This is a genomic window from Burkholderia sp. BCC1998 (genome assembly GCF_905339875.1).
GTDB lineage: Bacteria > Pseudomonadota > Gammaproteobacteria > Burkholderiales > Burkholderiaceae > Burkholderia.
On the sequence record NZ_CAJPHE010000032.1, the window covers coordinates 1 to 14,438 of the forward strand.

At 60.6% G+C, this 14,438-nt stretch carries 11 protein-coding genes and 1 pseudogene; 7 read left to right on the top strand and 5 right to left on the bottom strand.

Annotated elements, in window-relative coordinates; genetic code table 11:
* Nucleotides 1–66: 66 nt before the first annotated feature.
* A complete protein-coding gene (locus U5A56_RS33895) occupies nucleotides 67–807 on the bottom strand; it encodes an acetoacetate decarboxylase (RefSeq protein ID WP_044846508.1) in 741 nt (246 codons plus the stop codon).
* 449 nt (nucleotides 808–1,256) lie between these two features.
* On the opposite strand from U5A56_RS33895, the gene U5A56_RS33900 reads away from it, so the two are divergent.
* Nucleotides 1,257–1,838 carry an undecaprenyl-diphosphatase gene (locus tag U5A56_RS33900; protein ID WP_321926898.1) on the top strand — a complete coding sequence of 194 codons (582 nt, stop codon included), beginning with the start codon at nucleotides 1,257–1,259 and terminating at the stop codon, nucleotides 1,836–1,838.
* A 39-nt stretch (nucleotides 1,839–1,877) separates the two neighbouring features.
* Here the strand turns inward: U5A56_RS33900 and U5A56_RS33905 are convergent, their stop codons facing one another.
* The 3 genes from U5A56_RS33905 to U5A56_RS33915 all read right to left on the bottom strand — a co-directional run bounded on the left by U5A56_RS33905 (nucleotide 1,878) and on the right by U5A56_RS33915 (nucleotide 3,791).
* Nucleotides 1,878–2,102, bottom strand: a complete 225-nt coding sequence (locus U5A56_RS33905; protein WP_124530144.1) for a hypothetical protein — start codon at nucleotides 2,100–2,102, stop codon at nucleotides 1,878–1,880.
* Between the two features lie 118 nt (nucleotides 2,103–2,220).
* On the bottom strand, nucleotides 2,221–3,042 hold the full coding sequence (locus U5A56_RS33910; protein WP_321926900.1) for a siderophore-interacting protein: 822 nt from the start codon (nucleotides 3,040–3,042) through the stop codon (nucleotides 2,221–2,223).
* A 38-nt stretch (nucleotides 3,043–3,080) separates the two neighbouring features.
* Nucleotides 3,081–3,791 carry a PadR family transcriptional regulator gene (locus tag U5A56_RS33915; protein ID WP_044846504.1) on the bottom strand — a complete coding sequence of 237 codons (711 nt, stop codon included), beginning with the start codon at nucleotides 3,789–3,791 and terminating at the stop codon, nucleotides 3,081–3,083.
* 236 nt (nucleotides 3,792–4,027) lie between these two features.
* Here U5A56_RS33915 and U5A56_RS33920 point away from each other — a divergent pair.
* Nucleotides 4,028–4,261 (top strand): annotated as a pseudogene (locus tag U5A56_RS33920) (hypothetical protein); the annotation flags it as partial.
* 210 nt (nucleotides 4,262–4,471) lie between these two features.
* On the opposite strand, the gene U5A56_RS33925 reads toward U5A56_RS33920, so the two are convergent.
* Nucleotides 4,472–5,035 carry a TetR/AcrR family transcriptional regulator gene (locus U5A56_RS33925; RefSeq protein ID WP_044846502.1) on the bottom strand — a complete coding sequence of 188 codons (564 nt, stop codon included), beginning with the start codon at nucleotides 5,033–5,035 and terminating at the stop codon, nucleotides 4,472–4,474.
* A gap of 164 nt (nucleotides 5,036–5,199) precedes the next feature.
* Here U5A56_RS33925 and U5A56_RS33930 point away from each other — a divergent pair, with 164 nt between their 5' ends.
* From U5A56_RS33930 to U5A56_RS33950, 5 genes are all read left to right on the top strand, one after another.
* Nucleotides 5,200–6,759, top strand: a complete 1,560-nt coding sequence (locus U5A56_RS33930) for a carboxylesterase/lipase family protein (protein WP_321926902.1) — start codon at nucleotides 5,200–5,202, stop codon at nucleotides 6,757–6,759.
* Between the two features lie 32 nt (nucleotides 6,760–6,791).
* Nucleotides 6,792–8,237, top strand: a complete 1,446-nt coding sequence (locus U5A56_RS33935; protein WP_321926904.1) for an APC family permease — start codon at nucleotides 6,792–6,794, stop codon at nucleotides 8,235–8,237.
* Between the two features lie 484 nt (nucleotides 8,238–8,721).
* Nucleotides 8,722–10,104 carry a DUF1329 domain-containing protein gene (locus tag U5A56_RS33940; protein ID WP_052664726.1) on the top strand — a complete coding sequence of 461 codons (1,383 nt, stop codon included), beginning with the start codon at nucleotides 8,722–8,724 and terminating at the stop codon, nucleotides 10,102–10,104.
* 109 nt (nucleotides 10,105–10,213) lie between these two features.
* Nucleotides 10,214–12,043: a DUF1302 domain-containing protein gene (locus U5A56_RS33945; RefSeq protein ID WP_044846498.1), complete on the top strand. Its 1,830-nt coding sequence runs from the start codon at nucleotides 10,214–10,216 to the stop codon at nucleotides 12,041–12,043.
* Nucleotides 12,044–12,068: 25 nt separating this feature from the next.
* Nucleotides 12,069–14,429, top strand: coding sequence for an efflux RND transporter permease subunit (locus tag U5A56_RS33950; protein ID WP_321926907.1), 2,361 nt, complete (start codon nucleotides 12,069–12,071; stop codon nucleotides 14,427–14,429).
* Nucleotides 14,430–14,438: the final 9 nt, after the last annotated feature.

The following is a 14,438-nucleotide window of genomic DNA, read 5'->3' on the forward strand; positions in this document are numbered from 1 at the left end:
ATTCAGGTTGCTCATTTCGAATTCCCGTGGTGAAAGGATTGACAGGGAGAAAGGACTGCGGACGTGTTACTGAGCCAGGTAATCGTAGACGACTTCGCCGAGGCCGAGTGTCAAATCCGCGACGAGGTGGCGCGCTTCGACGATCTCGAGCACCGGCAGGTCGGCCACCGGCGCGAGCGCGTGCGGTGCCAGTTCGAGCGACGCGGGGCCCGTCCACGCGCCCTTCATCCTGATGTCCTGCATGTAGTAGCGCACCAGTTCGCACACGCGTGCGGTGCCGTCGACGTGCGGAATGATCTTCAGCAGGAAGTTCGGGCCCGCGAGGCGCTTCGTCTGCTCGTCGATGTCGAGCTCCTTGTGCTTGTAGCCCATCGTGCCGGTCGCGACGCGCACCTTGCCGTAGTCGAGCGTGCCCAGGAGGTGGTCGGTGTTCACGTGCAGCGTGGGCGACGCGAGTTTTTTCGGGAAACCCCAAAGCTCGCGGCCGCCGGCGATCGGCGGGTGATCGTCGAGATACATCGCGAGCGTGTAGCCGCCGGCCTGGCCGTTGTACTCGACGGGGATCACCTGGCCGCTTTCCGTGTAGTCGCCGAAGCCCGTCGAATCGGCCATGCGAATGAATTCGTAATGGACGAGCGGCTCTTTGACCTGCAACGGCTCGGGCACGATTTCACGCAGACGGTCCGGATCGGTGCGGTACGTGATGATCAGAAACTCACGATCGACGAAACGGTACGGGCCCATCGGAAAGGCCGGGCTGGTCAACGGCATCGCAAACGCTTTCGATCTGACATCGCTGGGTTTCATGCGGACTCCTTGTTGTTGATCGCTTCGTGGATGAGTGCTCGTAAGCTCGTAATCCTATGCCTGTGCGTTGCCGTTGTGCGATGCCGCATATGGAATTAATTGTTGCTGATTTCGAATGATTTGCGAGGCAAATATTGAGACGAACGGTGCAAACGGCATGGCCCGCGTGAGCGGTCCGATACTCGCACGGGTCGATGACGCCACGATGTGAAAAAGGTGAGCTTTTACGGGATGGTCGGTGAGCTTTTACGGGAGACAGTCGCGCGTGAATGTGACAATTGTGTGAACTTGTGTTGCAGTGCAGGCTCTAAGTGCGTTCGCGCGCGGGCGTCGGTCCTGGTCACCGGTCGCCCGGCGCATTAAGCACTGCTTAAGCGAGTGAGCACTAGCATCGTTCGCATCCGACCGGCACCACCGGTCCCGTCACGACATCCCACGCAACCGGATTCATGCAGAACCTCAATCTCACCCTGTTTTCCGCCCTCAATGCCGGCGCCGCGCCGCACCCCGGCGTTGCCCACCTCGCGATCTTCGCCGCCGACTGGCTCGTCTATGCGCTGCCCGCGATGCTGCTGCTGACCTGGATCTTCGGCGAACGCCCGACGCGCCGCCAGGCGATCGAGGCCGGCGTCGGCACGTGTGTGGCGCTGGCGCTCGCGCAGGTGATCGGGCATTTCTGGTTTTCGCCGCGGCCGTTCATGGCCGGAATCGGCACGCAACTGATTCCGCATGCGCCGGACAGCTCGTTTCCAAGCGATCACATGACGTTTGCCTGGAGTCTCGCGGTCGGCATGATGCTCGCCGGTACCACGCGGCTGACCGGCGTCGTGATGGCCGCGATGGCCGTCGCGATTGCATGGGGGCGTGTGTATGCGGGCGTGCACTGGCCGTTCGACATGGCCGGCGGCGTGCTGGTCGGCACGGCCGGCGCGCTGGCCGCGCACCTGTACGGACAACGCGTGGTCGAGCTGCTCGAACGGATCGGCGACGTCGTGCACGCGGTGCTGATGGGGCGCGAGCGCACGCCCTGAGCGGCAGGACTACGCGGGAGAAGTGCGGGCCGGACGCCGTCAACCGGGCGTCTTGGCTGCTTCCGCCGAAGCGGACGGGCCGCCGCCCGCTTCATGCAGTTCGGGCGTCTCGCCCGGATGCTGCGCGGCGTCACGTTCGAGCGCGCTTTCCTTCAGGATCGCGCACATCGCGACGAACAGCGCGAGCACGACGACCGCCAGGCCGCAATAACCGGCGATCTTCAGATTGCGAAGGAAAGGCGAAGCGTGGCGTTCTCTTGTCATGACCGGGCGCTCCTGGGCGGGTGCGGCGGCTGTCGCCCGACAGCGGCGTCGCAGACATAGATATATACCAGCCGCCCCGCCGATGCCAAGCCCGCCCGTGCGCGGGCACCCGTTCGCGTCAGTCTTCCAGCGTTTCGTGCACGGCTGTCGCGCCGCGCTTCCAGTAGGCCGCCGCGCGGATGCGCGACTTGTCGACGCTGCGCTCGCCGGTCAGGTGCTGACGCACCGCGCGCATCGATTGCGCTTCGCCTGCCGCCCACACGTAACCGTCGCCGGAGGACGGCAGCGGCAGCTCGCGCACCGCGTTCAGTAGCAGGTCGCCGTCCGCGGCGTCGGCTTCGGCGCGAAAGCGCCAGATTTCATGCACGTCGGCACGCGTATCGAACGCGATCTGCGCGGTGCGATCCGCGACTTCCAGCACGACCGCCGTGCGTGCGCCGGCCGGCAATTGCTCGAGACGCCGCGCGATCGCCGGCAGCGCCGTATCGTCGCCGATCAGCAGATGCCAGTCGAAATCGATCGGGACCACGAACGATCCGCGCGGGCCGCCGATGCCGAGCCATTGGCCGATGCGTGCCTGTGCCGCCCACTGCGATGCGGGGCCCGGATGATTCAGCACGAATTCCAGATCGAGTTCGCAGGCGGCGCGGTCGAAACGGCGCGGCGTGAAATCGCGCGCGACCGGCTTCGGTTCGCCTTCGGGAAACTCGGGGCCGTTCGCGCCGAGCGTCGGCATCGCGGGCCGTTCGGCGCCGGGCGGCGGGAAGAACACCTTCACGTGATCGTCGAACGACGACGATTCGAAATCCGCGAGGTCGGGGCCGCCGAGGGTGACGCGCAGCAGGTGCGGCGTCACGGCGTGCACGCGCACGACCTGCAGCAGGCGGAACTTGAGGGTATGGCGCACGCGGGTGACGGCGCGTTCGGAGGGGTTCTGCATCAATCCGTACTCCTTGGGTTTTGACGGGACGGCGCGGGTTACGCGCCGGTGCCACCTTCGATTTCGGCCGTCGCGCGGCGCATGATTGCCGCGATGCGCCGCTGTTCGTCGGCATCGGCCGCGCTCTTGTGGAGCAGCGCCCGCTTCAGTGCAAGGCGGGCCTCGACGAACTCCGGCAGCCAGCCGGGCTGCGTGTCGTCCTGCGCCTCGCTGCCCGCCGCTTCGCCGGCGAACGCGCGACGCATGAACTCCATCTTGCGTGCGAGGTGCGTGAGGCGCGCGAACAAGGTGTCGACGCGTTCGCGCTGTGCATCGAGATGCGCGCGGCCGGCGTCGGTCAGCGCATAGCGCTTGCGGTTGCCTTCCGCCTGCGACGCGACGAAGCCGACTTCGTCGAGATACGTGAGCGCCGGATACACCATGCCGGGGCTCGGGCTGTAGAAGCCGTTCGAGCGCGTATCGAGCGCCTTGATCAGTTCGTAACCGTGGCTCGGTTGCTCGGCGACCAGCGCGAGCAGCAGCAGCTGGAGATCGTCGGAGCTGAACTGGCGGCCGCGCGGCATGCCGTCGTCGCCGAAATCGCCAAAGCCGCCGCGTCCGCCACGGCCACCGAACGGGCCGCCGCCGAACGGATCGTGGCCGCGCCGATGGCGGCCGATCAGTTGCCAGACACTGGTGTACCAGTCAGGGCCCGCATGCGCACCATGACCGTCGCATCGGGCATGGCCGCGGGAGGAGTTGTGTCGCATGATCGCGTCCTATATGTCGTAAAACATATCTAAAGATATATATCGAAAGATAGGGTGTCAAGGAGGATTATTGGGGGGCGGATGTTGATGGGAGGGGATTGTAGGTTTGCAGAAAAGGTGGCCTTTTTTGCAGCATTTGAACAAGACTATTTAATTGTTCTAATTGATAGCAATGAGGCTGCAACGCGAGCTGGACTGCCGCGGATATTCAGACGCGAGTCACCGGCATCGCGGCGGCCGTGCACGTTGAGATCGAGGAACGCAAGGTCGAACTGTCGACCGTCGCGCACCGGCTGTTCGTGCGCGACCTGTCACTGGGCTGGCACGATACGCCGCTCGTCAGCGACGCCGTGCAGGAGGTAAAAGCGGAAATCCTGAGTTTGTTCGACGCGCTCGGGCGGCGGCCGGAATGGGCGGACACAACGGGGCAAGGGGACTGCGCGATAAACGGTTACCGGTGGTATGCGTGAGCGACGCGTTCGCACACGTGAGCGCCGCAGGCCGCGCCGATCGAGCTGCGCAAGGTTCGCGACGGGGAGGAACGGCTGTCGCACGTGAAAGCTTCATGCTACTGGCCGTGTCCTCGCGAATGCCACGCAAGCTTCCCTCCCCGCTATCGTTCTGCCTCGCGCGATCCCCGCATCGACGCCGGATAGAACGGAGCAAAACATTGTCTGCGGTTATTGGTTGTGGTTGGGCGAGTGTGTCATCGCAAGAAGCTCGTCGATGAATTCAGTGCGTTGTTTTGGATCCAGCGGTTTCAACCCGCACACCTCGTCAAACCACAGGCCTTCTACGGCAAAGCGAATGATCCGGGCGGTCCGTTCCGGCAGTTGGTCCCGATTCAGCAATTCCGCCCAGCGAGCCGCATGGCTGGCATAGACGGGCAGCAGGCTCGGTTCCAGAAGCAGGCTCCCGATCACGGCAGACAGACTTTTTCCCTGGAGTGCCTGTTCAGAGCTCGCGATGATGTACGCGCGCGTCCACGCACCTGGCTGTCCGTCCGCCTCCGCGGCAGCGGTGACCGCCTGCTCGAAAGTTGTCGCTTCGAAGTGCAGCAGTCCGGCCAGGAGTTCGGACTTGTTCGAGAAGTGATAAAGCAGCCCCCCCTTGCTGATGCCGGCAACCGACGCAGCCTCGGCTAGGGTTAGTCCCAAGATGCCTTTTTCCTGCAGGATTTGTTGCGAGGCTTGGAATATTTTTCTCTTTGTATTGCCTGTATCGCTATCAATAGTCTCTTTCATCACGATTTGGTGGGATCAAGTATCGAAGTGGGCCATACCGGCTGGACGGTGCATTATACAAATTTCCCTTGGAATTTTTTTTGGCTTTGCTACTGTACCGTCTGGACGGTTTAGTTTGATCAAGACAACCCAAGCATCCCTCTGCTCTCTGGTATTGATAGAAGATGAACGAGTACACGAGCTTTCTTGCGATCGATAATTGTCCCGAACGTAGCGATGAGGTGTTGGCGCTCCCCCAGGGAAAGATCAGAGGCAGCCGCACGCGCGGCTGCGTCCAGTTTCTTGGCATTCCTTATGGAAAACCGACGGGCGGTGACTTGCGATTCAGGCCGCCCGTGCCCTCGCCTGCATGGGATGGCGTTCTCGATTGCCGTGCCTATGGCGATGCGTGTCCTCAAGCCAATGACGACTTGCCGGCCTGGCAGTTCGATGGAGGCCATTCGACAGACTGCCTCAATCTCAATGTTTGGGCGCCCGCGTCGGCGGCGCCTGGCGATTGTCTGCCGGTGATGGTGTGGCTGCATGGCGGCGCCTATCTGTCCGGCTCCGCAAATTTGCCGCTGTACGACGGACGGACACTCGCCGAAGAGCAGCAGGTGATGGTCGTGTCGATCAACCATCGTCTCAACGCTTTCGGGTACCTATACTTGTGCGATCAGGACGCGAGTTATTCGAATGCCGCGAACGTGGGGCAGCAGGATATCGTGCTGGCCCTCGAATGGGTCGCAGCGAACATCGGCGCGTTCGGCGGCGACGCAGCCAACGTCACGCTTTTCGGCGAATCGGGCGGCGGCGGGAAGATCTGCGCGCTCACGATGATGCCGTCGGCCGACGGGCTGTTCCATAAGTCGATCATCCAGAGCGGCGCTTTTCTCACGACGCTGTCGCGGGAGCAGGCGAACGCCAGGGCCGACGCGTTCCTGTCGATGCTCGGCGCTGACATCCGATCGCTCGACGAGATCGAGGACGACCGGTTCCTCGCGGCTACGCGTCGACTGGTCGAGCGATACGGATATACCGCGTTTTGGCCGGTCGATGACGGCGTCGTCATCGATGCATCGAGAATTCGCGACGTATCGCTGCCGATGATGATCGGAACGACGCGGCACGAGGCGGCGTACTTTCTGGAACCGCGGTTACTCACGCACGGCCCGCTGGAGTTGGCCGACTACCGGCATGCGCTGGAGAACGGGCTCAGGCCGTTCAGCCTCGGTCCGGATGATGCGAGGACAGCGGCGGCGGTTGCATCGCGGACCCATTCGATCCAGCCGAGCACAGTCGGCCGGGACCTGACCGACGTGATGTTCTGGATGCCCGCGGTGGCGCTTGCGGAACGCAATAGCCGGCATGCGAATACGTTCATGTATCGGTTCGACTGGGAATTCCGGTGTTGTGGTGGCAGTTACTCAATCCACGGCGCTGAAATCCCTTTCGTATTCGGCACGCTCGATTACCCGCTACCCGCCTGGGATCGCGTCGACCTCCCGAGCGAGCGGTATTCGGACGACGCGACCGACAGCCGGTTCGGACTGGCCCTGCGCGTGCAGCGCGCATGGGCAGATTTTGCGCGATACGGCGATCCGTCCGTGCGTGGCGGCTCGGTATGGCCGCGCTACACGCCGGAGGAGCGTTCGACACGGATATTCAACGAAACATGCCGCATCGAAAAAGATCCGGATTCCGAGCGCCGGCGCGCGCTGTTCACCGGGCACTCGGGCTCGTGACGCATTTCATACCTCATCGACAAGGAATAGACATGGAGACGTCAGCGGCAGCACCTGCAGCCTCACCCTCGCGTCCTTTAAACTGGATCGCGATCGTGTTTTTCGTTCTCGCGACAAACGGACCGCTCACCAGTCTCATCGGATGTGTTCCGTATGGCGTCGCGTACGGTAACGGAATCGGTATCTCCGGTTCTTACTTGTGCGTCGGATTGATCTACCTGTTCTTCGCCGTCGGGTTCACGGCGATGAGCCGCCATGTGCGCAATGCGGGCGCACTGTACGCATACGTCGGGCAAGGCCTCGGCCGGCCGGCGGGCGTCGGCGCAGCGTTCATGGCGGTGGCGTCATATTTTGTGATCACGCTCGCATGCTACGCGCTGCTCGGGTTCTATATCAGCTATTTCATCAACACGCTCACCGGTTTGGCCGTGCCATGGTGGCTCAGTACGCTCGCCGCGGCAGCCGTCGTGCACGTGTTCGCGATCAACAATGTCCAGTTCAACGGCGCTGTGCTGTTCCTGTTGATGATCATCGAGATCGGGCTGATTGTCGTATTCAACGTCAAGGTCGCGGCGACTGGCGGTGGGATCGAGCATTTCAGTCTCGCACCGCTGCATCCCGAGAGCGTCTTCACCGGGAAATTCGGCACGTCGCTCGTCTTCGTCATCGTCGCATACATGGGATTCGAAACGACGGTGATCTACGCGAACGACGTCCGGAATCCGGGCCGGTCGATTCCGATCGCCACGTATGTCAGCGTCGCGGTGATCATGACGATCTACGTGGTGTCGACGGTGCAGATGTCCAATGCGTTCGGTTATGCCGAAGTCGTCGCCCTTGCGGTGAAGTCCCCCGCGGATCTGTGGTTCGCCGTGACAGAGCGGGTGCTCGGCAAGCAGATGGTGGCGGTCACCAACGCACTGCTGATCACCAGCATGCTCGCCGCGATCATCAGCTTTAACAACGCGACCGTACGTTACTGGTATTCGCTCGGCCGAGATGGCATCGCGTTCAAATGGCTTGGTCAGTTGAGCCAGAAAAAAGGATTGCCTATTCGAGCGGCGAATATGCAATCTGTAATCGTGATCGCATTGGTCGTTCTGTTTGCCGTCTATCGCGTCGACCCGGTCATGGTGATCGCGCCGTATCTCAGCATTCCGTCCGCAATCGGCATCGTATGCGTGCAGGCATTGACAGCGCTCGCGGTGATCCGCTTCTTCGGCGCTCGCCGTGAGCGCGAAACACGGTTCGTCCGGTGGGCCGTTTTCCCGGCCATCAGCTTTGCCGGGTTTGGCTACTTCCTGTACGCGATGATCAGCAATGTATCGCTGATGGCCGGTACGTCCTCGACCGTCGTGTCGATTCTTCCGTGGACGACACCGGCGATCGCTGTCGCGGGTGTGATCTTCGCAGCATGGCTGAGGCACGCGCGACCGGCGGTTTATACCCAGTTGGGGCGATTCCTCAGCGACAGTTGATCAGACGAAATTATCCAGCAAGCAGGACGATGCTGGGTGGCCGATTCCCTATGACGAAAGCGCAAGAGCACTTTTTCCTCCATCGGGCGCCTTGCCGTTTGCAGGATCCTTGTTCACGCATCTGCCTGCTTCCCTAATGGCAGATATCAAAACGAAGTGCACCGTCCAGGCGGTCGTGTTGGTGCAAGAACCAAGTTGCAATTTCTTTCGTCGCGTGTACTGTACCGGCTGGACGGTATATATCGATGTGGGAGGTGTTGGACCCGAGTGACCGTTGCGCAGCGATCGTCGGTCTGGCTCAGAGACGGGATCGTGCAGTCGTCACCAATTGAAGATTCAGCTGGTCATTTCAATCACATGATGAGGAAACCTAAATAAATATGACGGAAGTGTTCAACGCGATGCGCATCGGTAACCGGATTCGGACAATGCGCCCGCCAACTTTCTTCCGCTAGTGGTTTCCTCTTCCTGAAGGAGTATTCAAATGAAAATTTGTCGAGCAGTTGTCACCCTTGCTGCATTGGGGCTGATGTCGAATGCAGCGTGGTCGGCATCGTCGCAGGATGCCGGCAGGTTAGGGCAGGACCTGACGCCCGTGGGTGCCGAAAAGTCCGGAAACAAAGACGGGACCATCCCGGCCTTTGGAGGTGAATCGAAACCGAAGGCCGGATGGACATACGGCAAGGTGCGAAACGATTACTGGAAGTATCGAGACGAGAAGCCGCTATTTGTCATCGACGCGTCGAATGTCGACAAGTACGCGGACAAGCTCACCCCCGGTCAGATTCAGATGCTCAAGCAGGTGAAGGGTTACACGATGCCGGTGTACCCGACCCATCGCGAATGCAGTCTGCCGTCGTTCGTTGAGGAAAATACCAAGCAAGGCGCGCTGAAATCGTCGATCGCCAAGGATGGCTGGTCTCTCGAGAATGCAACGCTGCCGGGCGTGCCATTCCCGATCCCTCAAAGCGGAATCGAGGTGATGTGGAACTGGCTTACCCACTACCAGGGCGTGGCTGCCGAATGGCCGGACGCGTACACAGTCGTATCGCCTCGGCCCGGTGCGAGCCAATCCATCGTCACGCGTTGGAGTCAGCTCGTCTACAACCCCTGGGCCGGGAAGGGGCAACACTCGCCCAAGGACGACGACGGGCTGCAGATCGGTGTCTACTATCTCTACAGCGAGCCAGCCGCGCTTGCGGGACAAGGCACGATGCAACGGTATTACTTCGGCAAGGATACCGACACTTACTATTACTTCACGGGCCAGCGCCGCGTGCGCCGTCTGCCGGCCTACTCGTACGACGCTCCGCTGATCGGCTTCGAAAACCAGTATCCGGCGGATATCTCCTTCGTCTTCTATGGCAACCCGGACCGTTTCAACTGGAAGCTCGTCGGCAAGAAGGAGGTCTACGTTCCATACAATGGTTTCGCGATCCAACGCCCCGATGCGAAACTCGAAGCGGCGATGGGTCCGTCCTTCGTCAACCCGAATATGCGCCGGTACGAATTGCATCGCGTGTGGGAAATCGAGGGAACGGTCAAGTCCGGGATGCGTCATTCGACGCCGAAGAAGATGCTCTACGTCGACGAAGACAGCTGGAATGTCGCCGTGGGCGATGACTATGACGCACAAGGCAAGATCTGGAAGGCGAAAGAGAACTACATCACGCCGGAATGGGAAATCGGCGCATGTGCGCCGGCCGCATCCGTCTATAACGACCTCATCAGCGGCCGCTACGTATTCGACGAGACTGTTGTCGGATCGGGCAAGGATATCAAGTTCTATCCGCCGGGAGCGATCGATCCGCGCTTGACGGACCGGTACTTCACGGGCGAAAACCTGGGCGCCATCAGCAGCCGCTGACCGCGCGAGACAAACGCCGGGCGTCGCGCAAGATCGGATGCGCGACGCCTGTCGAAAACAGACTATTCGATATATTGCGGAATCCTGATTTTATGCGGCGGGGTTAAAAATGAAATGCAAGGTGAGTGGAAAATTGTTGCCTGCAATGTGCGGCGTGCTGATTTCCGCACCAGTCTCGGCGTACACGTTCGATACGGGCATTGGCGATATGCAGGCTTCCTGGGTGTCTAACATCACCGGCGGCATTGCGATACGAACGAAAAATCCCAGTTGCTCGCTGACCGGCGATCCGACGATGTACGGGTGCACGGGAGCGAACGTCGCTCAATGGTCGAACGGGGACAACGGCGATCTCAATTACCACAAGGGCCAGCCTTACAGCGGGTATCTCAGCGCGACGAGCGAGTTGATGCTCACGATGCCGTCCGAGGGCTACAAATTTCTGATCCGCGGGACGGCCATGTACGATTTCGCGGCTTCCAGCACGGCTCGCACCGAATTGTCGCCCGGCGCCTACGATCAGGTGGTCAAGAATGCACAGCTGCTCGACCTCTGGGGGGAGAAGGACTTCAACGTCGCCGGACAGGCAGCACATGTGAGAGTCGGCAACCAGGTAATCAACTGGGGTGAAAGCTATTTCGCGTCGGGCGGTATCAACGCAACGAACTCGCTCGACATCCAGAAGCTTCTCATTCCCGGCACGCAGTTGAAGCAGGCATTGCTTCCGGCGCCGATGATCAGTTTTGCCAGTAGCCTGCCGTGGGGATTCTCCACGGAAGCCTATTGGCAGGTGCAATGGAACGGCAACCGCTACCCGCCCGTTGGCTCGTACTGGTCCACCTCGAACGTATTCGGCCGCGGTGCGCTGCCCGGCTCGCTCAACTCGAACAACTTCAACGTCGGCGGAATCGATGCCGGCACCATTGCCCAGATAACCGGGCCAACTAGCAGCAGCAACAACAATGGCCAGATCAACACGATCAGCCAGAATCTCCTGAACGGCGCATATACCGGCCTGCCGACGAATCCGATCGGCTTGCCTTACGACACCGTGCTGCCGGGCAATCACCGGCAATACGGCGTCAAGCTCGGTTACAAGCCGCCGGGCGCCGATATCAGCTTCGGGTTCTACTATCTGAACTACACCGACAAGTCGCCGGTGCTGTCCTATCTGGCGAACGGCGCGGCGCGTTGGTCGTATCTGCAGAATCGGCAATTGTTCGGTGCAAGCACGAACTTTCCGCTCGGCGATTGGGCGATCGGCGCGGAGCTCTCATACAGGCCTCATGACGCCGTCGCGATGTCGTTCTGCTATTTGCCCGGCGGCCCCACGGACGCGCAAACGAATGGAGCCGCAGGCGTCGATTGTCCCGGGTACAGGGACATGAAAAAATTTCAGCTCGACGTCAACGCGCAGCTGAACTTGACGAAGACGACATACCCGATTCTGAAGTACCTCGGCGCGGACATGGCTGTGTTTACCGCGGAAGTGACGGCGATTGATTACCCGGGCCTGAATCCGAATACGAATTACTTCAGAACCGCCAACGGACAAAGCGTCTATCAGGTTGCCGATGCGGGTTACGGCACCTGGCTTCAGAACGGTCAAAACGGCTATCCGATCGCTGCGGGGCAAGGGACGGCCCGTTCGGTCGGCCTGACGCTCGATTTCAACTGGACCTATGACGGCACGTTGATTCCGGGCTGGCAAGTGACGCCGGGCGTGACTTTTTCCGACGCCATTTCGGGTTACACCCCGACGTTTTCCGCCAACTACGAGCAGGGCGCGAAGTCGGTCAATCTCTATTTGCTCTTCAATCAGAACCCGCAGGTCTGGCAGGCTGGCATCAATTACACGATGTATTTCGGTGGTAATGCACTGTCGCAACCGTATGGCGATCGCAACTTCGTCGGCCTGTTCGTAACGCGCAATTTCTAACCATGGACGAGACAGGAGTGAGGACGTGATAGTCAACAGCATCCGATATCTCGAGGAGAGGCTCTTCTCGCAGCGGTTCCTCGTACTGGGTATCTTCGCCGCTTTTACTGCGGTCATGGCTTTCTTCGCGATGCAACTGCGGATGGACGCAGGCTTCGAAAAGCAGATTCCGATCGGCCATGAGTACGTGCAGACCTTCAACAAATATCGTGCAGACCTGTTCGGCGCGAATCGTCTCACCGTCGTCGTAAAGGCGAAGCACGGCACGATCTGGACCAAGGAGGGTCTTTCCAGGCTTGCCGCCGTGACGCAAGCAGTTGCGTATCTTCCCAACGTCGATCGGCTAGGCGTTCAATCGCTTTGGACGCCGAATAGTTTTGTCAACGAGATCACCGAGGACGGATTCCGGTCTCAGCCGATTATCCCGGGCACCGTCACGCCAGATGGATTGACACCCGAGATCATCAACCAGATCCAGCGATCGACGGTGGAGGGAAACTTTATCGGCTCGCTCGTTTCGCGCGACGAGACGGCCGCCATGATTACGGCCGAGATCGGCGAAGTCGGTGCGGACGGCAGGAAGATCGATTACATCGAGTACAACCACTTGCTGGAAACGAAGTTGAGAAAGCCGTATGAAGACGCAAACTACGATGTCGAGATCATCGGTTTCGCCAAGCAGATCGGCGATATCGCCGACGGCGCGAAGGCGGTGCTGCTGTTCTGCGCGATCGCACTGCTGCTGACCGCGCTTGCGGTCTACTGGTATTGCCATTCGATTCGCTTCACGCTGCTGCCGATCGCGTGCTCGCTCACGTCGCTCGTTTGGCAGTTCGGCACCTTGCGCTTGCTCGGCTTCGGTCTCGATCCGCTTGGCGTGCTCGTTCCGTTTCTGGTATTTGCGATCGGCGTATCGCACGGCATCCAGCAGATCAACTTCATTACGCGAGAGCTCGCTCACGGCAAATCGTCGCTGCAAGCGGCGCGCCACAGTTTCACGGGACTTCTCATTCCCGGCACGCTCGCGCTCGTGACCGCGCTCGTGTCGTTCGTGACGCTCCTGACGATTCCGATCCCGATGATCCGCGAACTTGCGATCACCGCATCGCTCGGGGTGGCCTACAAGATCCTGACGAATCTCGTCATGCTGCCGCTTGCCGCGTCATGCTTCCAGTTCACGAAGGAGTATGCCGACAAGGCGATGAAAAAGCGTGAGCAGCGTTCGACATGGCTGCGCAGACTGGCGCGCGTGGCAGAGCCGCGCAATGCCTGGCTTGTGGTCGCTATTGTTGTGGCCGTGTTTTCCACGGCGGTATGGCAGAGCCGCGATCGCGTCGTCGGCACGCTGCAGCCCGGTGCGCCGGAGCTTCGCCCCGATGCGCGGTTCAACCGTGACGCGGTTGCAATCGCGAGCAGCTTCGACGTCGGACTCGATTGGTTGTCGGTCGTCGTCGAGGCGCCCCCCAATTCCTGCGAGAACCCCGCTGTCGGAACGTTCGACGACAAAATGACTTACGCGCTCAAGGACGTGCCGGGAATCGTGTCGATCAGCGCATATCCCGACATGCTGCGAACCTATAACGAGGGCTACAACGAGGGCAACCCGAAGATGAACGTCGTGCCCATCGATTCAGGCAACTACGCGGGGTTGAGCACCGAAATCGGTCGGGTTCGCGGCTATCTGAACAAGGATTGCAGCATGACGGCCATTCACATGTATCTGGCCGATCACACGGCGACGACGATCAACGGTGTGATCGAGGCGGTCAAGCGCTTCCGCGACACTCACCAGACTCCGGGCATTCACGTACGGCTCGCTGCAGGCAACGCCGGCCTGCTGGCGGCGATCAACGACGAAGTCGCGAAGAGCGAGTTGCCGATGATGCTCTATGTCTATGCGGCCATCGTTCTGCTCGTGTTCGTTGTCTATCGCGATTTGCGCGCGGTGCTTGCCTGCTGTCTGCCACTCACCGTCGGCACCTTCATCGGCTACTGGTTCATGAAGGCGTTCGACATCGGACTGACCGTTGCGACGCTGCCTGTCATGGTTCTGGCGGTTGGCATTGGCGTTGATTACGCGTTCTATATCTACAACCGGCTGCAAGGTCATCTCGCCGCCGGCGAGCCCATCGTGAAGGCGCTCGAACATTCGATCCTCGAAGTAGGCATGGCGACGATCTTCACGGCGATCACGCTCGCGATCGGCGTTGCGACATGGAGCTTCTCGGCGCTCAAGTTTCAGGCCGACATGGGCAAGCTGCTGGCATTCATGTTCATCGTGAATCTGGTGATGGCAATGACTGCGCTACCCGCGCTGGCGGTGGTGCTCGAGCGGATCTTCCCGCGTCGCCGTCCTGTTCGCTCCCCCGGCGTGCTGAACCATTGACGAGAGGAT